This is a genomic window from Clostridium sp. OM05-5BH (assembly GCF_003481505.1).
Lineage (GTDB): Bacteria > Bacillota > Clostridia > Lachnospirales > Lachnospiraceae > Otoolea > Otoolea fessa.
In genome coordinates this window covers 152,435-167,850 of sequence record NZ_QULJ01000007.1, presented here as the reverse complement: position 1 = coordinate 167,850, position 15,416 = coordinate 152,435, and the positions used below count along the sequence as shown (strand labels likewise).

Genomic DNA, 15,416 nt, shown 5'->3' with positions numbered 1-15,416 from the left:
TTTGTCAACAACTTTTTTATTTTATTTTTCGCAACTGAGCTTTCGCTCAACAGCTTGAATATCATATCATAGGCAGTTGTCGTTGTCAACTATTTTTTCTTAATTTTCAAAACATTTTCGCAAATAAGAAAACCTGTGATATTCGATTTTCCCTGCATATGCAGACCAACGTCAAAACACGTTAGAGTTAAAGTCTACCATTTCAGCATTAACTTGTCAAGGGATTTTCACTTGTTTTTTTCGCCTTGTTTTTTCGCTGATATATTCCATACAGAATCATTGCGCATCCTCGCGGAGCATTTATCTCAGTCGGAGACCCAACTCCCACTGAGACAAATTTGCTATTACTCGCCACCTAAAAAGGTGGGAGTCTTCTCGACTGAGATAAAAAATTTGGCACACCTAACTCATCACTAAGTAGCGAGAATGCGGTGTGCCGTTTTTCAATATCACAGTTTTTCTCTATAAGCTTTTAAATAATCCGTTTCACAACACCCATCAGGATGCTTCCAAGCATATTGTGGTCATACAGCCAGGTCAGCCAGATATTGCTTTCTATCTGGTTCAGGAAAAGTTCACCAATCGCCGTTGCCGAGAACAGTGTAATAAGCAGTGCTGCAATCCAGACGAAAAAGATCCCTTCCGCGCCCCCCAGCACGGCACCTGCCAGACGGTTCAGCCCCGATATGATCGGCAGCCGGGAGACCACATTGAGCGATACGGACAGAACACGCAGTCCGCCGAACACGGCTGCAAACAGCAGAAAAAAACTTATAATATTGATCAGGCTGTTTGCCAGATAACGGCTGACGTAGTGGGTAAAGCTGCTTACACCCAGCGCCTCGTAAACTTCGCTGTTATTATTCTCCAGAAGCGCATCCTTTAACTGTTCCGGAAGCTCCATTTCTTCAATAATACTGCGCTGTACGGATGGCGGCGCCGCGTCAGCTGCCTCATTTTCCGCCTCATCGTCCTTTTGGATAAATTTCGTCACGCTGTCCTCCACCGCCTGATAGACCACCTCATTGCTGCGAAGCAGATTCGCGACAGACGGCGCACCAAAATGAACCACCCCCAGCGACAGCACCAGGGAAACGGCTGAGACTGCCAGGCGGACGAATCCGCGGTAATGCCCGTACAGTACCATGGAAACCAGATAGACTGCCACCACCACGAACAGCCAGTTTTCTTTTATATAAGCACCCATTGTCTGATCGCCTCCGCTACGCCCTCTTCCCGGTTCGAAGCGGCAATCCGGTCTGCGCGTTCCTTTAAAAATGGGGCGCCATTTTCCATCGCCACGCCGACTCCTGCTGCCTCCAGCATGGGCCAGTCGTTTTCGCCGTCTCCAAATGCCATCGTCTCCTCCGCTTCAATTCCCAGATACTGACAGAGATTCCGCAGCCCGCTCCCCTTTGTGATGCCCGCCGCGTTGAGTTCCAGATTCCACGGAAGCGAGGAGGTCACCAGAACCTCCGGCATCGCTTCCAGCTTTGCCCGGACTGCCTGTTTGCTCTCCCGGTCCTTAAAATTTAAATTCATCTTCTGCACCGGGCATTTTTTCTCCCGCAGATACTCCACCATGTCAGTAACTGCCCGGCGCGTCGCCCGGATATAGGCGCATTCACGTTCCGGTATCCCGTATTCTTCCAGCTGTGCCAGCAATCGCGTCTCGCTGACGCCGCCCTCCGATACATACATATCGTAAATAACCGGATGCCGGCGCAGCACCTCAATCACCCGGATCGTCTCTTCCCAGCTCAGGCAGCTTTCCGACACCCAGGTATTTTTCCCGAAATCCCGGACGACCGCCCCATTTGTAAATATGCCATAGTGGACGCCCGGCAGGCTCAAAACCTCCTCTGGCACTGCCGGGAGCGCGCGCCCGGTCGCCGGGACAATCTCAATCCCCCGCTGCGCGCACAGTTCCATCACCTGTCTTGTTTTTTCCGACACGTGCATTTTTTCATTTAACAGTGTCCCATCTAAATCGAGGGCTATTAACCGTGTTCCCATCTTTCTCTCCCGTATCTCTTTTTACTGTCCACTACCAGAAAACGCTGCCGGGAAGCATTCCCCCGCAGCGCTCTCTTTTACTAATTAGTTTTAATTTTAAAATTTCTCGAATTGTTTTAATTAATCAAAGAAATGTTTCTCTTTCAGAATCAGAAGTCCATCCTTATCATATTTCGATGAGAACAGTCCGCTGAAGGATTTCTTCTCCGCCTTATCTGCAGCTTCCTCGATCAAATCTTCGGCACTTGTCTTGGTAAGCGGTTCTCCGTCCTCCTCCATCATCTCAGCGCGCTCGTACAGAGCCAGCATGCTCTTTCCCGAAATACTGCAGTCGATCTCCGATGCATATTTGCAGGCGTACTGAACAAACTCCTCAACATCCATATCGCCGGACTTTTTGGACGGTTTCTCTTCCGGCTCATCCTCTGGATAATTGGAATACTCGTCGTCCTCGCGTTCGTCTTTATAGCTGTCTTTGTAATCGTCCTTATAATCATCACGATAGCCGCCACGCGCATAATCATCCTCCGGCTCATACTCGTCCTTCTCGTAGTGATCTTCTTCGTCTTCATACTCTGGCTCGTCATCGCGTCTTGCCTCTTCCTGACGGCGCAGTTCTTCTCTCTGCTGCTCTGCCAGACGGCGATCTTCCTCCGCTTTACGCGCTTCTTCTGCCTCTTTGGCTGCCAGTGCCTGTGCTTCTTCCTTGGCGCGCTCTTCTTCCTCACGGCGGGCTGCTGCTTCCTGCTGTCTGCGTTTTTCCTCTGCCTCTTTTTCTGCCTGACGGCGGATCTCCGCTTCACGCTCTGCCTGGCGTTTTCTGGCTGCTTCTGCTTCCTGCTGCGCCTGCTGGCGTTTCAGCTCTTCCTCGCGCGCCTGTGCCAGCTTCGCTGCATCGTCTTTCTGGTTTTCACAGCCGATATACTGGAAACGCTCTGCTAATGCCGGATATGCGCGGTGCATCTGCTCTAAACGTGCCTGCGTATCAATCAGAACAACGACCATGCCGGTTTCATCCTGTGTCATCAGTTCTTCCAGCTCTTCCACCGTCAAATCGTCCAGATCAGCTGCATGCTCGACCACCAGATCCTTGCCTGCCAGGCGCTCCGCCACCGATGCGATGCCGCGATGGGAAAGGTTTGCACCGCTGATCTTGGCAACCGGATGCTTGGTTCCCAGCTCGCGGTGAATCTTTTTCAGGGAATCAAGTGCCATCGCAAGACCGGCTGCCGGATCTTCCGCCTCGATCATCAGATGATTTGATTCCTTGATCTCCTCTTCTTCCTCTTCCGGTTCGAAATCCCAGTCTTCCACTATGGTTTCTTCTTCCTCTTCAAATTCATGAATCGGAGCTTCCTCGCTCTTTTCCTCTGCCTCTGCCGGTTCCAGGTCGCGGAGATTCCTGAAAACACGTGTCTCCCCTTCGGATGCGCCCTCTTCCTCATCGTAAGGCTTGATCTTGGACACTTCTTTTGCCAGCGCTTCTTCCGCCTGTGCTTCATGAAGGCTTGCTACTACATCCTCGTCCAGCGCAGCCTTTTCTACTTTCTCGTCCGCCGGTTTTGTCTCAGCTTTCGGTTTTCCAGCCTTCTCTTCTGGCTCTGCCTGCTCCGGCTGTCCCTCCGGCTCGTTCTCCGGTTCGTCGTCCAGCTCTGCCTCCGGCTCATCCGTATCCAGATACTCTCCTTCCGGCTCTGGCTTGCGGTATGTACCGTTCTTGTACTCTTCTTCCACCGCACGCAGCTTTTCTTCGTACTTCTCGCGGTTTTCCACCAGATCCATCTGATATTTCGTCAGCGGCGCATACTGAAGTTTCAGTTCCATTGCCTTGTCCACATATTTGCCAAGACCGAACATCAGCATGATCTTGTCGCAGATCCGCACACAGTCGTCCGCCTGGTTCGCCTGATGATAAAGCTCTGCCAGGTGGTACAGCCATTTCTCATCCAGCTCTTCCTGACAATATCTCTCCAGAGAATTGATCTGCTGCTCTAACGGCGCATCCTTCGCCTCCAGAATCAGGAAACGAAGCAGGTACTGGCGCGGGTCATCGCCGGACAGCTCACAGAACTCCCGGTAATATGCCTCTGCCTCCTGAATATTATTTTCACGCAGTGCAAGGTCGGTCAGCTTATATAAAAGCCCCTTTCCAAGCGGCGCTCTCTCATATGCCAGCAATAAAATATCCTTGGCATCCTGATACTCTGCATTTTTCTCATAAATCTGGGAAATCATCGTAAGCAGGCTGGTGCTGCGTACACGACGCCAGTCGATGGTATCGGCGATCTTCATCGCCGTCTCGAAATCTCCCTTGTTAACCAGTTTCTTAATCTGCTCTACCTTGATGTTAAACTCGTATTTATCCATCTTATGCATCTCCTAACTTCCTGCCGCGGCAGAAGTTTTATTGTTACTGTTCACGCATACGTGCCCAGTAACGTTTTATTTGCTCACCGGCTACAGCTCTGTACGCCCATCCAGCGCGCGCAGAAGCGTTACCTCATCAATATATTCCAAGTCGCCCCCGACCGGAACGCCGCTGGCGATTCGCGTCACCCGGATCCCTGTCGGCTTAATCAGCTTGCTCAAATACATCGCGGTCGTCTCGCCCTCCAGGCTTGAGTTGGTTGCGATAATGACCTCACGAACCTCCTCTTTCTGCAAGCGAGTCATCAGCTCCTTGAGCCGGATGTCGCCCGGCCCGATCCCCAGCATCGGGGAGATCGCCCCATGCAGCACATGATAGACCCCGTTGTATTTTCCTGTCTTCTCATATGCCGCCAGATCGCGCGTATTTTCCACCACCATGATCGTCTCATGATCACGCCGGTCGCTGCTGCAGATCGGGCACAGTTCCTTATCAGTCAATGTGCAGCACTCCTTGCAATAACGCACATTCTGCTTGGCTTCCAGAATCGCGCCGGACAAGTGCCTGACCTGTTCTTCCGGCATATTGATGATATGAAATGCAAGACGCTGCGCCGATTTACTTCCGATTCCGGGAAGTTTTGACAATTCTTCGATTAGCTTGCTAATCTGGCTACTGTAATAATCCATCGCTTAAAACGGGAATCCGCCTCCCAGACCGCCAAGGCCACCGGTCAACTGGGACATCATCTGGCTGCTGTCCTCTTCCGCCTGACGGAATGCCTCGTTGGTCGCCGCCACGATCAGATCCTCTAACATCTCGATATCATCCGGATCCACTACTTCCTCAGACAGTTTCACGGAAAGAACCTCTTTTTTACCAGATACGGTCACGGTTACAGCGCCGCCGCCCGCGGATGCGCTGTACTGCTTCTCCTCCAGCTCTCTCTGCTTCTCTTCCATCTGGCGCTGCATTCTCTGCGCCTGCTTCATTAAATTGTTCATATTGCCCGGCATACCGCCTGGGAAACCGCCACGTTTTGCCATGGTGTCATTCCTCTCTTTCACTTCTTTTTATTTATATTCAGACTGGCTGCCGATTGCAGCCGGTTCTATATATCATATAAACCCACTAATATCATTTATCTGCATTTAATCACAGCTTCTTGCATTACAAAACAAGGCTCATCTTTGGCAAGCTCCACTACACAGGATCATCCTCTTCGACAATCACATCGGTATGGATTGCGTTCTTTAAATCCTCATCACTGACATAAACCGTTCTTTGCGGCACAGCAGATGATTCTAAACGGACTTTAAATTGCAGAGTCTTTTTGTATTTTTCTTGCACTACTTCCTGCAAATTCTTAAGCTCAGGCTCCCGATTGATAATTCCAAACGTATTTTCATCTGTACACACAATGCAAAGGCAGCCTTCGCCCGCCGGTTCTACACTTGTCTTGGGAAGACTGAGTCTAATCGAACCCACAAGCTGGCTCAGGGACGCAATCCGTCCCCATTCTTTCCGCATCAGCATCAGATCTTCGTACTGTGCCGGTGGAAGGGATACCTTCTTCGGCTCAGGCGGCGTTTCCACCACAGCCGTTTTGGAGGATGCCGCCTGCCCCGCTGCCGGTGCAAGGGACGCCAGTTTCTGTAGATTGTCCGGCATTTCCTGCATTTTCTGCTCTAATAGCGTAATCCGCTGTAAAATGGAATCAAGATTCTGTTCCATCGACGGCGTCGTCAGCTTGATAAAGGCAATCTCCACCAGAATCCGCTTCTGTGACGCGTAGCGCAGCTGCCCGGAAAGTTCCGAGAAAATACGGATGTAACGCATCAGCGTTTCCGTATCAACGCCTGCCGCCTCTTCCTTTAAAACTGCCAGATTTTCCTCCGACATATCGAGCATATCGCCCGGTTCGTCGGTCGTCTTGGCAATCAGGAGATTTCGCATATACCAGACGAAATCGTTGACAAGCTGCGAAAGATCGCGCCCCTGGATGATCATTTCCTCAATCTCACGGATGCACGCCTTCGTATCACTTGCAAGCACCGCCTGAAACAGCTTGCTGAACACGCGGTTATCGACCGCGCCCAACACCTCGAGCACATTGTCATACGTCAGCTTTTCCCCGAAATGGAACGCCACGCACTGATCGAGAAGACTTAACGCATCTCGCATCGAGCCATCCGCCGCACGTGCCACATACCTAAGTGCCCGATCGTCTACATCGATCTGCTCCGCCTGCGTCAGCTCCGCCAGCCGTCCCGCGATGGTATCGATCGAGATCCGCTTGAAATCATATCTCTGGCACCGGGACAGGATCGTGATCGGGATCTTGTGGACCTCCGTCGTCGCCAAGATAAATATAACGTAGGACGGCGGTTCTTCCAGCGTCTTTAAGAGCGCATTGAACGCGCCGATCGAAAGCATATGAACCTCGTCAATGATGTAGACGCGGTAGCGCCCATCCGTCGGCGGGTACTGCACCTGCTCCCGGATATCACGGATATTTTCCACACCATTGTTGGATGCCGCATCGATCTCCACCACATTGAGGGAAGCTCCTTCCGCAATCTGGCGGCACATACTGCACTCGCCGCAGGGGCTGCCGTCCACCGGATGTTCACAGTTGACTGCCCGTGCAAAGATCTTGGCAATACTCGTCTTACCGGTTCCGCGCGTCCCGCAGAAGAGGTACGCGTGCCCGATCCGCCCGGAGTTGATCTGATTTTTCAGGGTCTTTACGATATGGTCCTGACCCCGGACCTCTTCAAAGGACGTCGGACGCCATTTTCTGTACAGTGCTGTATATGACATAAACCACTACTTCCTTACTATTCGTCGCCGAAGCTGATGCCTACATCCTTAGCTTCCCGGATAATATCGCTCTTCGGATCGACCATCTTTAATTTACCGGCAATGTCCGCGAGCGGAATTTTTTCAATCTTATTGTTGTTTAAAGCGACCATATAGCCGTATTCTTTGCGGCGGATCATCTCTGCTGCCTCCGCGCCGAGGCGCGTCGCAATCACACGGTCATACGGGCATGGCTCGCCTCCGCGCTGCATATGCCCCGGAACCGTCACACGGATCTCCTGTCCCGTCCGCTCGGAAATCTGGGCGCCCAGCTCGTAAGCGACCGACGGATAAACCGGTCCATTTTTCTTCTTTTCTTTTAATTCTTTTTTGGTCAGGGCTGCATTTTCCTTGGAAATCGCGCCCTCTGCGACCGCCAGAATCGTGAAATTCTTGCCATTTTTAGTACGGCTGCGGATCGCATTTACCACCACATCAATATCATACGGGATCTCCGGCAGGAGAATGATGTCAGCTCCGCCCGCGATGCCTGCATAGAGCGCCAGCCATCCCACCTTGTGGCCCATGATCTCCACGATGAAGACTCTGCCATGAGACGCCGCCGTCGTATGAATACAGTCGATGGCATTGGTCGCTACATCAACCGCACTATGGAATCCAAACGTAAGATCGCTGCCCCAGAGATCGTTGTCTATGGTCTTCGGAAGAGAAACGATATTGAGTCCTTCCTCCCGCAGCAGATTTGCCGTCTTCTGGCTGCCGTTGCCGCCTAAAATGACGAGGCATTCCAGTTTCAGCTTGTAATAGGTGTGTTTCATCGCTTCCACTTTATCCAGACCGTTCTCGTCCGGCGTCCGCATCAGCTTGAAAGGCTGTCTGGAAGTTCCCAGAATCGTACCTCCGCGTGTCAGAATCCCGGAAAAATCCGACTGTTTCATAATCCGGTAGTCTGCATACATAAGACCTTTATAGCCGTCTTCAAATCCAACTATCTCTATGTCATCGAACATCTTGTACAGCGATTTTGCCACGCCTCGCATCGTCGCATTTAAGCTCTGGCAGTCGCCGCCGCTGGTTAACATACCGATTCTTCTCATGAGCGCTTTCCCTTTCTTCATAACCGTCCAGTACCTTCACAGTTACCCTTATTCTAAGTTTCCAACAACCCCCATATCAGGATAAACTACACCCATTTTGTAATTATAATACAATCATATCCCGCGGGCAAGAAAAAATTCCTTACAAATATCATAGACATAAAAATACCGGGATACGCGCTTTTAATCTGCTCCGGCACGGTATTCCTACCCCTTGGCAAATCAAATTCCACATATCCCGGCTATATTCACACACCTGCAAAAATGCTTGTTTCTGTATCTATTATTTTCTATTTTTTATTTCATAGGAAGCAATTTCCTATGAAATAAAAAAATCCGCACGCCCGGCTTCGAACGTATGCCATGGACGTTACCCTGACAGTTAACTCGGTCCAGGCTGCCTTGCGGCACACAGAAGCTTCTGCTTAGTGCTGCTGCATTCCTGCCCTGACACGGTTCACAGATTTCTGTTGCGCAAGACCCAGACTTCAACGCCACTTTTCAGGGGCAGCCCCACAGTAAAAACGCCCTCGGTCGGACAACACCCCTGCTATAGCGGATTGCAGGTACAGGGCACCGCTAACTCCCCGGCTGTGCGGAAACTTTATGACTTGATCTTATATGACGGAATGACCTGCAGACCGTCAGCCTGTTTAGTATACATGGCAGCCGCCGTTTTGTCAAGCCGGAGCTTGACTAACAAGCATTGTATAAAAATACACAAGAATACATTTTATTGTTTTTTTATCATTTTTTATCCCAGAATCTTGCAACAGAAGAAAGAAATCATTATAATAGGTATAAATCTAGCGACTGCAAAAAGTCAAACAGTTACTAAATCATAAAATTCTGTAAGATTGGAGCAACGATTATGGAAAAGAAAAATATCGACTGGAGCAACATCGGTTTCGGCTATATGCCAACGGATTACCGCTATGTTTCCATGTACCAGAATGGTTCTTGGGACGAAGGCGCCCTTACCTCCGACCCGAATATTACCCTGAATGAATGTGCCTGTGTTCTGCAGTATGCACAGACCTGCTTCGAGGGTCTGAAAGCGTATACGACCGAGGACGGCCATATCGTTACGTTCCGTCCTGACTTAAACGGTGAGCGTATGGAGAATTCCGCAAAAGGTCTTGAAATGCCGCCATTCCCGAAGGAGCGCTTCGTAGACGCCATCACAAAAGTAGTAGAAGCCAACGCAGCATTCGTACCGCCGTATGGTTCCGGTGCAACCCTGTACATCCGCCCGTATATGTTCGGTTATGATTCCATCATCGGCGTTAAACCGGCAAACATCTATCAGTTCCGCGTATTCTGTACACCGGTTGGCCCGTACTTCAAGGGCGGCGCTAAACCGATTACCATCCGCGTCAGCGATTTCGACCGTGCAGCACCTCACGGAACCGGTCACATCAAAGCCGGATTAAACTACGCGATGAGCCTGCATGCGATCGTCGATGCTCATAAGAACGGTTTCGATGAGAACATCTACCTGGATCCGCAGACACGTACCAAGATCGAGGAGACCGGCGGCGCAAACGTTATCTTTATCACCAAAGACGGCAAGCTGGTAACTCCGAAGTCCAACAGCATCCTTCCGTCTATCACACGCCGTTCTATCCTGCAGGTTGCAAGAGATTACCTTGGCATGGAGACCGAAGAGCGTGAAGTATACTTAGACGAAGTAAAAGATTTCGCAGAGTGCGGTCTGTGCGGTACCGCAGCTGTTATCTCCCCGGTTGGCAAGATCGTTGACCACGGCAAGGAAATCTGTTTCCCGGCAGGTATGGAGAAGATGGGTCCGGTTACCCAGAAACTCTACGAGACACTGACCGGCATCCAGATGGGTCACATCAAAGCTCCGGAGGGCTGGATCCACGTAATCAAATAAGGACTGTATTTTTCGGTTTGAATGGGAAATATGGAATGCAAAAAGCTGGTGGAAATCATTCACCAGCTTTTTCTTCTTTCTTCTTTTTTCTCTTTTCACGCAATTCTTTGAAAAATTCTTTCAACATCATCGAACATTCCTCGCCCAAAAGTCCTTCTTCTGTCTCCACCTGATGATTGAATCCTTTTTCATCCAGAAGATTCAGTACCGAACCGGCGCAACCGGCTTTCGGGTTCATGGAACCGATGTAAACTTTTGGAATCCGCGCCTGCACGATCGCCCCTGCACACATCGGGCACGGTTCCAGCGTCACGTACAGCTCGCATTCTTCCAGGCGCCAGTCGCCCATGCGCTTGCACGCTTTTTTGATTGCCGCGATCTCCGCATGTGCCAGCGCGCTATGATCGACCATCCGGCGGTTGTAACCCCTGCCGATGATTTTGTCCTCATACACGATCACGCAGCCGATCGGCACTTCTCCGAGCGCCCAGGCTTTCTTCGCCTCGCGGATCGCCGCTTTCATATATTTCTCTTCCCGTGTCAATTTTGCTGCCACTGTTTTTTCCTCTTTCTTGTTTTATATATTTCTATCTTTTTCCTCCGTTTAAATTTATCCGCTTCCAACAACAGACATCCTTATCCCAGTTTCCCGGCAAGTTTGCTCCGCTGCCAACCAAACACCTGAAAACATTTGACCCGTGTCCATCCTACCCAGAAAAGCTATCCTTTGTCAAGCGTTCTCTAAAAGGATCGACCGGCTTTTATGTAAAATTCAAATCCGTATACCAATACCCGAACCGGCTGTCGCGCGGCGGCTGGCGGGTGGAACGGACAAAGCGGTCAAAGCCGAACATCGCCGCCATATATTTTTCATTGTTTCCATAATGTCCCGGCACGCCCAGAATGTAGCGCCCCCGTTCGCCGGGTTTCCCCAGTCTCGCCAGAATCAGATATCGGTAGTTGTAATAACCGTGCAGAAGAAAGCTGTTATTTCCATACACCCAGTTTTCCCGCGGCAGAAGCCCGATATCCTGCGGTTTGATTACCAGAATCTCGCAGCCGCCGGCGCATTCGAAGGCGGTTACTTTCGGATAGGTAACGCGCAGGCGGTCCCAGAGAATCTCGGCGGGATCTTCTTTGGGAAATTCCTTGGAAGAATCTGGTTGCGGTTGTTTTTGATTTTGAGAGCCTGGCTGAAATGCTTCTTGATGGTCTGGTGGAGAATCTGGAAGCGCCTCTTTCCGGACCTCCCGGGTGGATTCTTGAGAATCTTTCCGCCGTGCTTCTGTCTGTGCTTCCTGATAGGATTCCTGAAAACTTTCCTTCGGTGTCTCCGTTTGCACTTCTTGAGTGGATTCCTGAAAACTTTCCTGCGGTGTTTCTGTTTGCGCTTCCTGAACAATTTCTGCCTCTTGATGATCGGATGTTTCTGAGATATCTGGAACCGCTTCCATGGTTTCCGTGTCCTCGAAAATCTCCAGGTTTGAATCCTCCAGCTTTTCTGGCTGGGGCTGGCTGATTCCGAAGTCCGTTTCGTTTATATTCACAGCTTCTTTCTTCTCTGTCTCCGTGGATGTGTCCTGACTCTCCATTTCTCCCGACCGGGTAAGTTCTGACGCCTCATCCAATTTTTCTTTCCCTACAGACGCGCTGTTCACTTCCCCAGATACATTCTCTGCCAGTTTCCGCGTTGCCTCTTCCTTCTCCGCTTCCTGCTCCCGCACTTTCTCAGCAGTCACATCCGCCAGCTCAACCTCTGCCGCATGCGCGACAGCATCTTCCCAGATCGTCGTATAGGCACGCCATGCGCTGTCCGTCTCATGAAGAGTCAGACCACAGCACTCTTCCATATTGCAGCCGCTTCCTTCAATATTTTCACAATTGACGACGGCACGAAACTCCCCATTTCCGCCACGGACAAACAGGGTGCCGATACGGATCTCCTCCTGCCCTGCCAGAAGATATACGCCGATCGGGCTGCCGCCCGCAAAGACACGGCGGACGCTGACCTGAATCCGACAGGAAGTTCCCCGCGTCTCCAATTTCGCAAATCCCGTATTTTTCCCTTTGATTCCGCCCTCGTATGCATAGATATATGATATTAACCGATGATATACAGACATGTTTTCACTCCTTTGCTTTGTATTATATGCAAAAGAAGCGCCGGTTTATGACAGGATTTCTATATCCTGATATAAACCAACGCTGCAAATACGTCCGTATAACGCAAAATCGGGAACAGTTAAAAACTGTTCCCGATACTGCCGGCGACCGGAATCGAACCGGTACGAAGTTTAACCCTCGCAGGATTTTAAGTCCTGTGCGTCTGCCAGTTCCGCCACGCCGGCATCATGATTACTCATGACTGGCACAAAGCCAAATGGATGGAGGTGGATTCGAACCACCGAAGCGAGACGCAACAGATTTACAGTCTGCCCCCTTTGGCCACTCGGGAACCCATCCAAAATTGCTCTGACAGTTGAAGATTATAACATGGCTGTCTCAAAAAAGCAAGTGTTTTTATATATTTTATTTAATATTTTTATTTCCATTTTTTCCTGCTTTTGATTCTTCTCGTTCAACTGCCAGAAATCATATATCTTGTCGAAGCCGCATTTCCTACAATGCCGTATCATTTCCCGTCAAAACGATACTTCCGACCGGTGGGATTTTCACCTCGATATAGCCGTCCTTTACCTCATGTTCAACCTGTCCGGCGTTGTAACCGTCCTCATAGGTCATCATTTCCCGGCGCAGAACCGCCCCGTCGCGCGCCCCGATCTGCCAGACCGGAATCTTGAGCGTCAGCCAGTCATCACCTGTATTGGCCGCCGTCACTCCGCAGCACGCGCCGCCAGCTCTCTGAGCACTCTGAAAACGTCCATAGGCAATATAGCCATCTCCCGCCGCCAGCGCTTTCAGGGAACCATTTCTAAATGCCGGACAGCGTTTCCGGATGCCGCTCATGTAGCGGTGGAACTCGATCAGCTCCAGGTTTTCCCCGCCCCACGGGTACGTCCGGCGGCTGTCCGGATCGGTCCATCCACAGACGCCCGCTTCGTCACCGTAATAGATCGTCGGTGCGCCCGGCCAGGTCATCTGCATGACAACACCCTGGCGGAAAATGCCATAGCTGATGCCTTCCTCCGCTGCTTTTGCACCTGCCGACGCAAGACGACCCACCCGGCGGTTTGTCCGCGTCATAAAGCGGGAGTGATCGTGGTTGGACAGCTCGTTCATCGCACACTGCACGGAAGCCGTCGGCATTTCACTCATATGGTAGCGCATCGCCTCAAAAAAGGCGCATCCATCCCCAAACAGCGCCGGATTTTCTTCGTCACTGTGCTTCTCCATCCCGGTCAAAAACCATGACAGCGGCTCCATAAACGCATCATAATTCATGACCGTATCCCACTGATCGCCCTTCAGCCAGTCATACGGGCTGCCATAATGTTCCGCGATCATGACCGCCTCTGGATTTGCCTCCTTGACTGCCGCGCGGAAATCACGCCAGAACTGATGGTTCATCCCGGCGCTCCGACCCAGATCTGCCGCCACATCCAGCCGCCAACCATCTGCTCCAAACGGCGCCGACACCCATTTTTTCGCAATCCCCAGAATGTACTGGTACAATTCCGGCGATTCTTCGTAATTGAGCTTCGGAAGCGTCGCGTGTCCCCACCAGCCGTCGTAGCTGTCATTAAACGGCCAGGCATTTTCATTGTGGAACTGGAAAAAATAGCGATACGGGCTGTCTGCCGAGACATATGCCCCCTGCGGATAGCCGCCCGCGTGCTGGTACAGAAGTTCCGCATCCAGCCATTTATTGAAAGAACCACAATGGTTGAACACACCGTCCACCAGCACCCGGATTCCCCGCTTGTGTGCTTCCTCAATCAGGCGGGCAAAAAAGGCATCGCTCGCCTCCAGGTTCTGCTCATCCGCCGTCCGCGTCATATATTTATGTGCGCGGTCATTGTCCGTATCTTCCGGGCACACCAGCCCGTCTGCGTCCTCCAGAATCACTCCATAATGCGGATCGATATGGTCGTAGTCCTGACAGTCATACTTATGGTTCGACGGTGATACAAATACCGGATTTAAGTAGATTGCTTCTATCTTGAGACTCTTTAAATAATCAAGTTTATCTAAAACACCCTGCAGATCACCGCCGTAAAACCGTCCCACATCGAGTGTACTGATCGGTTCCTTCCAGTCTGTCACCCGGGTGACCGGCTTTTTCAGATAAATATATTCATTGGTTTCCGTATCGTTTGTAGGATCGCCGTTGCAGAACCGATCCACATAGATCTGATACATCAGCGCGCCCTTGCTCCACTCCGGCACATGAAATCCCGGAATCAGGCGGAACGGGTGCGCCGCCGCATCCTCTGTCAGCCCGATCCGGTTGTAAAGACAAACGTTCTCGCCCCAGGTCACCTGAAATACATACGAAAATGTTTTCGCTCCCAGAGTCAGCGCACAGCTGTAGTAATCAAAACGGCTGTCTGACTTGTCAGCCATACCGCTACCATCTATGCCTCGATTTGTATCTGTACCGTTCCCAACGCTGCCAGCACAGCACTCCCACGAAAGCCGTTTCATCTGCCACTCCTGCAAAAGCGCCCCGGTCTCCGGGTCACATTCCAGCAGTACAACCGCATCTGCTCCATTTTTCTCTGTTCTGAAATAAAATGTAACGACTTCACCCGCATCTGCCTCCGAAGGACAACGGTAATCCTCTGTCTCGTCGCAAAATAGCGCGTCGCGATTGATCTGCTCCATCTGTTTCCCTTTCCAGCGGTTTCACCGCTTTCACAATCATGTTATTTTCTGCCCATATTTTACAGGATTTCCCAAAATTACACAAGTTATTTTCACACCCCTAATTTTAGGTAATAAAAAAGAATGTGCCTTGGCACATTCGGGCGTCTCGCGCGGTCGCTTGCGACATGTTTCTGCTTCGCGCGAGTGTGCATCCTCGCGGAGCGTTTTTTGTTTCATAGGACGTAATTTCCTATGAAATAAAAAAGGTCAGCGGGGTAGCTGACCTTTTTAGGAGAAGGTATTTCGTTTTATGGGGTGTAGCAAAAACTATATAATGTATTGGGGGGGTTACGTCTATTATAATAGCATAGGAGCGGAAATAAGTGTGCACAAACATCATTTTATTTCGATTTCTTTTTTGTGCAAATCAACACTCTCTCCCGAAATG

At 50.7% G+C, this 15,416-nt stretch carries 11 protein-coding genes, 2 tRNA genes and 1 other RNA gene; 1 reads left to right on the top strand and 13 read right to left on the bottom strand.

Annotated elements, in window-relative coordinates; genetic code table 11:
• Window positions 1-472: 472 nt before the first annotated feature.
• The 8 genes from DXB70_RS10455 to ffs all read right to left on the bottom strand — a co-directional run bounded on the left by DXB70_RS10455 (window position 473) and on the right by ffs (window position 8,903).
• Window positions 473-1,207, bottom strand: a complete 735-nt coding sequence (locus DXB70_RS10455) for a CvpA family protein (protein ID WP_107001682.1) — start codon at window positions 1,205-1,207, stop codon at window positions 473-475.
• Window positions 1,192-2,016 (bottom strand): HAD family hydrolase, encoded by an 825-nt coding sequence (locus tag DXB70_RS10450; RefSeq protein ID WP_118673259.1) that lies wholly within the window; start codon window positions 2,014-2,016, stop codon window positions 1,192-1,194. The genes DXB70_RS10455 and DXB70_RS10450 overlap by 16 nt, the downstream gene beginning before the upstream one ends.
• Window positions 2,017-2,136: 120 nt before the next feature.
• Window positions 2,137-4,383, bottom strand: a complete 2,247-nt coding sequence (locus DXB70_RS10445; RefSeq protein ID WP_118673258.1) for a hypothetical protein — start codon at window positions 4,381-4,383, stop codon at window positions 2,137-2,139.
• A 90-nt stretch (window positions 4,384-4,473) separates the two neighbouring features.
• On the bottom strand, window positions 4,474-5,073 hold the full coding sequence (gene recR / locus DXB70_RS10440) for a recombination mediator RecR (RefSeq protein WP_022359051.1): 600 nt from the start codon (window positions 5,071-5,073) through the stop codon (window positions 4,474-4,476).
• Window positions 5,074-5,076: 3 nt separating this feature from the next.
• Window positions 5,077-5,430 (bottom strand): YbaB/EbfC family nucleoid-associated protein, encoded by a 354-nt coding sequence (locus DXB70_RS10435; protein WP_118673257.1) that lies wholly within the window; start codon window positions 5,428-5,430, stop codon window positions 5,077-5,079.
• Window positions 5,431-5,587: 157 nt separating this feature from the next.
• On the bottom strand, window positions 5,588-7,207 hold the full coding sequence (gene dnaX / locus DXB70_RS10430) for a DNA polymerase III subunit gamma/tau (RefSeq protein ID WP_118673256.1): 1,620 nt from the start codon (window positions 7,205-7,207) through the stop codon (window positions 5,588-5,590).
• 17 nt (window positions 7,208-7,224) lie between these two features.
• Window positions 7,225-8,304, bottom strand: coding sequence for an ATP-dependent 6-phosphofructokinase (locus DXB70_RS10425; protein ID WP_117796688.1), 1,080 nt, complete (start codon window positions 8,302-8,304; stop codon window positions 7,225-7,227).
• A 336-nt stretch (window positions 8,305-8,640) separates the two neighbouring features.
• Window positions 8,641-8,903: signal recognition particle sRNA large type (ffs, locus tag DXB70_RS10420), an RNA gene on the bottom strand.
• Between the two features lie 272 nt (window positions 8,904-9,175).
• Between ffs and DXB70_RS10415 the strand changes: the two genes are divergently transcribed.
• The gene (locus tag DXB70_RS10415; protein WP_118473062.1) at window positions 9,176-10,201 is read left to right on the top strand and encodes a branched-chain amino acid aminotransferase; all 1,026 of its coding nucleotides are present in this window, start codon (window positions 9,176-9,178) and stop codon (window positions 10,199-10,201) included.
• Window positions 10,202-10,256: 55 nt separating this feature from the next.
• On the opposite strand, the gene tadA is transcribed toward DXB70_RS10415, so the two are convergent.
• From tadA to DXB70_RS10390, 5 genes are all read right to left on the bottom strand, one after another.
• On the bottom strand, window positions 10,257-10,745 hold the full coding sequence (gene tadA / locus DXB70_RS10410; protein WP_117796687.1) for a tRNA adenosine(34) deaminase TadA: 489 nt from the start codon (window positions 10,743-10,745) through the stop codon (window positions 10,257-10,259).
• Between the two features lie 217 nt (window positions 10,746-10,962).
• On the bottom strand, window positions 10,963-12,324 hold the full coding sequence (locus DXB70_RS10405; protein WP_118673255.1) for a DUF6128 domain-containing protein: 1,362 nt from the start codon (window positions 12,322-12,324) through the stop codon (window positions 10,963-10,965).
• A gap of 139 nt (window positions 12,325-12,463) precedes the next feature.
• Window positions 12,464-12,549, bottom strand: a tRNA-Leu gene (locus DXB70_RS10400).
• A 33-nt stretch (window positions 12,550-12,582) separates the two neighbouring features.
• Window positions 12,583-12,664: transfer RNA gene (locus tag DXB70_RS10395), tRNA-Tyr, on the bottom strand.
• A gap of 156 nt (window positions 12,665-12,820) precedes the next feature.
• Window positions 12,821-14,986 carry a glycoside hydrolase family 13 protein gene (locus tag DXB70_RS10390; RefSeq protein ID WP_118673254.1) on the bottom strand — a complete coding sequence of 722 codons (2,166 nt, stop codon included), beginning with the start codon at window positions 14,984-14,986 and terminating at the stop codon, window positions 12,821-12,823.
• Between the last annotated feature and the right edge of the window lie 430 nt (window positions 14,987-15,416).

Bases quoted from the DNA above. Each gene is read 5' to 3' on its own strand.
- DXB70_RS10455 (WP_107001682.1), bottom strand. From the start codon at position 1,207: ATGGGTGCTTATATAAAAGAAAACTGGCTGTTCGTGGTGGTGGCAGTC.
- DXB70_RS10435 (WP_118673257.1), bottom strand. From the start codon at position 5,430: ATGGCAAAACGTGGCGGTTTCCCAGGCGGTATGCCGGGCAATATGAAC.
- DXB70_RS10450 (WP_118673259.1), bottom strand. From the start codon at position 2,016: ATGGGAACACGGTTAATAGCCCTCGATTTAGATGGGACACTGTTAAAT.
- DXB70_RS10425 (WP_117796688.1), bottom strand. From the start codon at position 8,304: ATGAGAAGAATCGGTATGTTAACCAGCGGCGGCGACTGCCAGAGCTTA.
- DXB70_RS10445 (WP_118673258.1), bottom strand. From the start codon at position 4,383: ATGGATAAATACGAGTTTAACATCAAGGTAGAGCAGATTAAGAAACTG.
- dnaX (WP_118673256.1), bottom strand. From the start codon at position 7,207: ATGTCATATACAGCACTGTACAGAAAATGGCGTCCGACGTCCTTTGAA.
- DXB70_RS10415 (WP_118473062.1), top strand. From the start codon at position 9,176: ATGGAAAAGAAAAATATCGACTGGAGCAACATCGGTTTCGGCTATATG.
- DXB70_RS10390 (WP_118673254.1), bottom strand. From the start codon at position 14,986: ATGGAGCAGATCAATCGCGACGCGCTATTTTGCGACGAGACAGAGGAT.
- recR (WP_022359051.1), bottom strand. From the start codon at position 5,073: ATGGATTATTACAGTAGCCAGATTAGCAAGCTAATCGAAGAATTGTCA.
- DXB70_RS10405 (WP_118673255.1), bottom strand. From the start codon at position 12,324: ATGTCTGTATATCATCGGTTAATATCATATATCTATGCATACGAGGGC.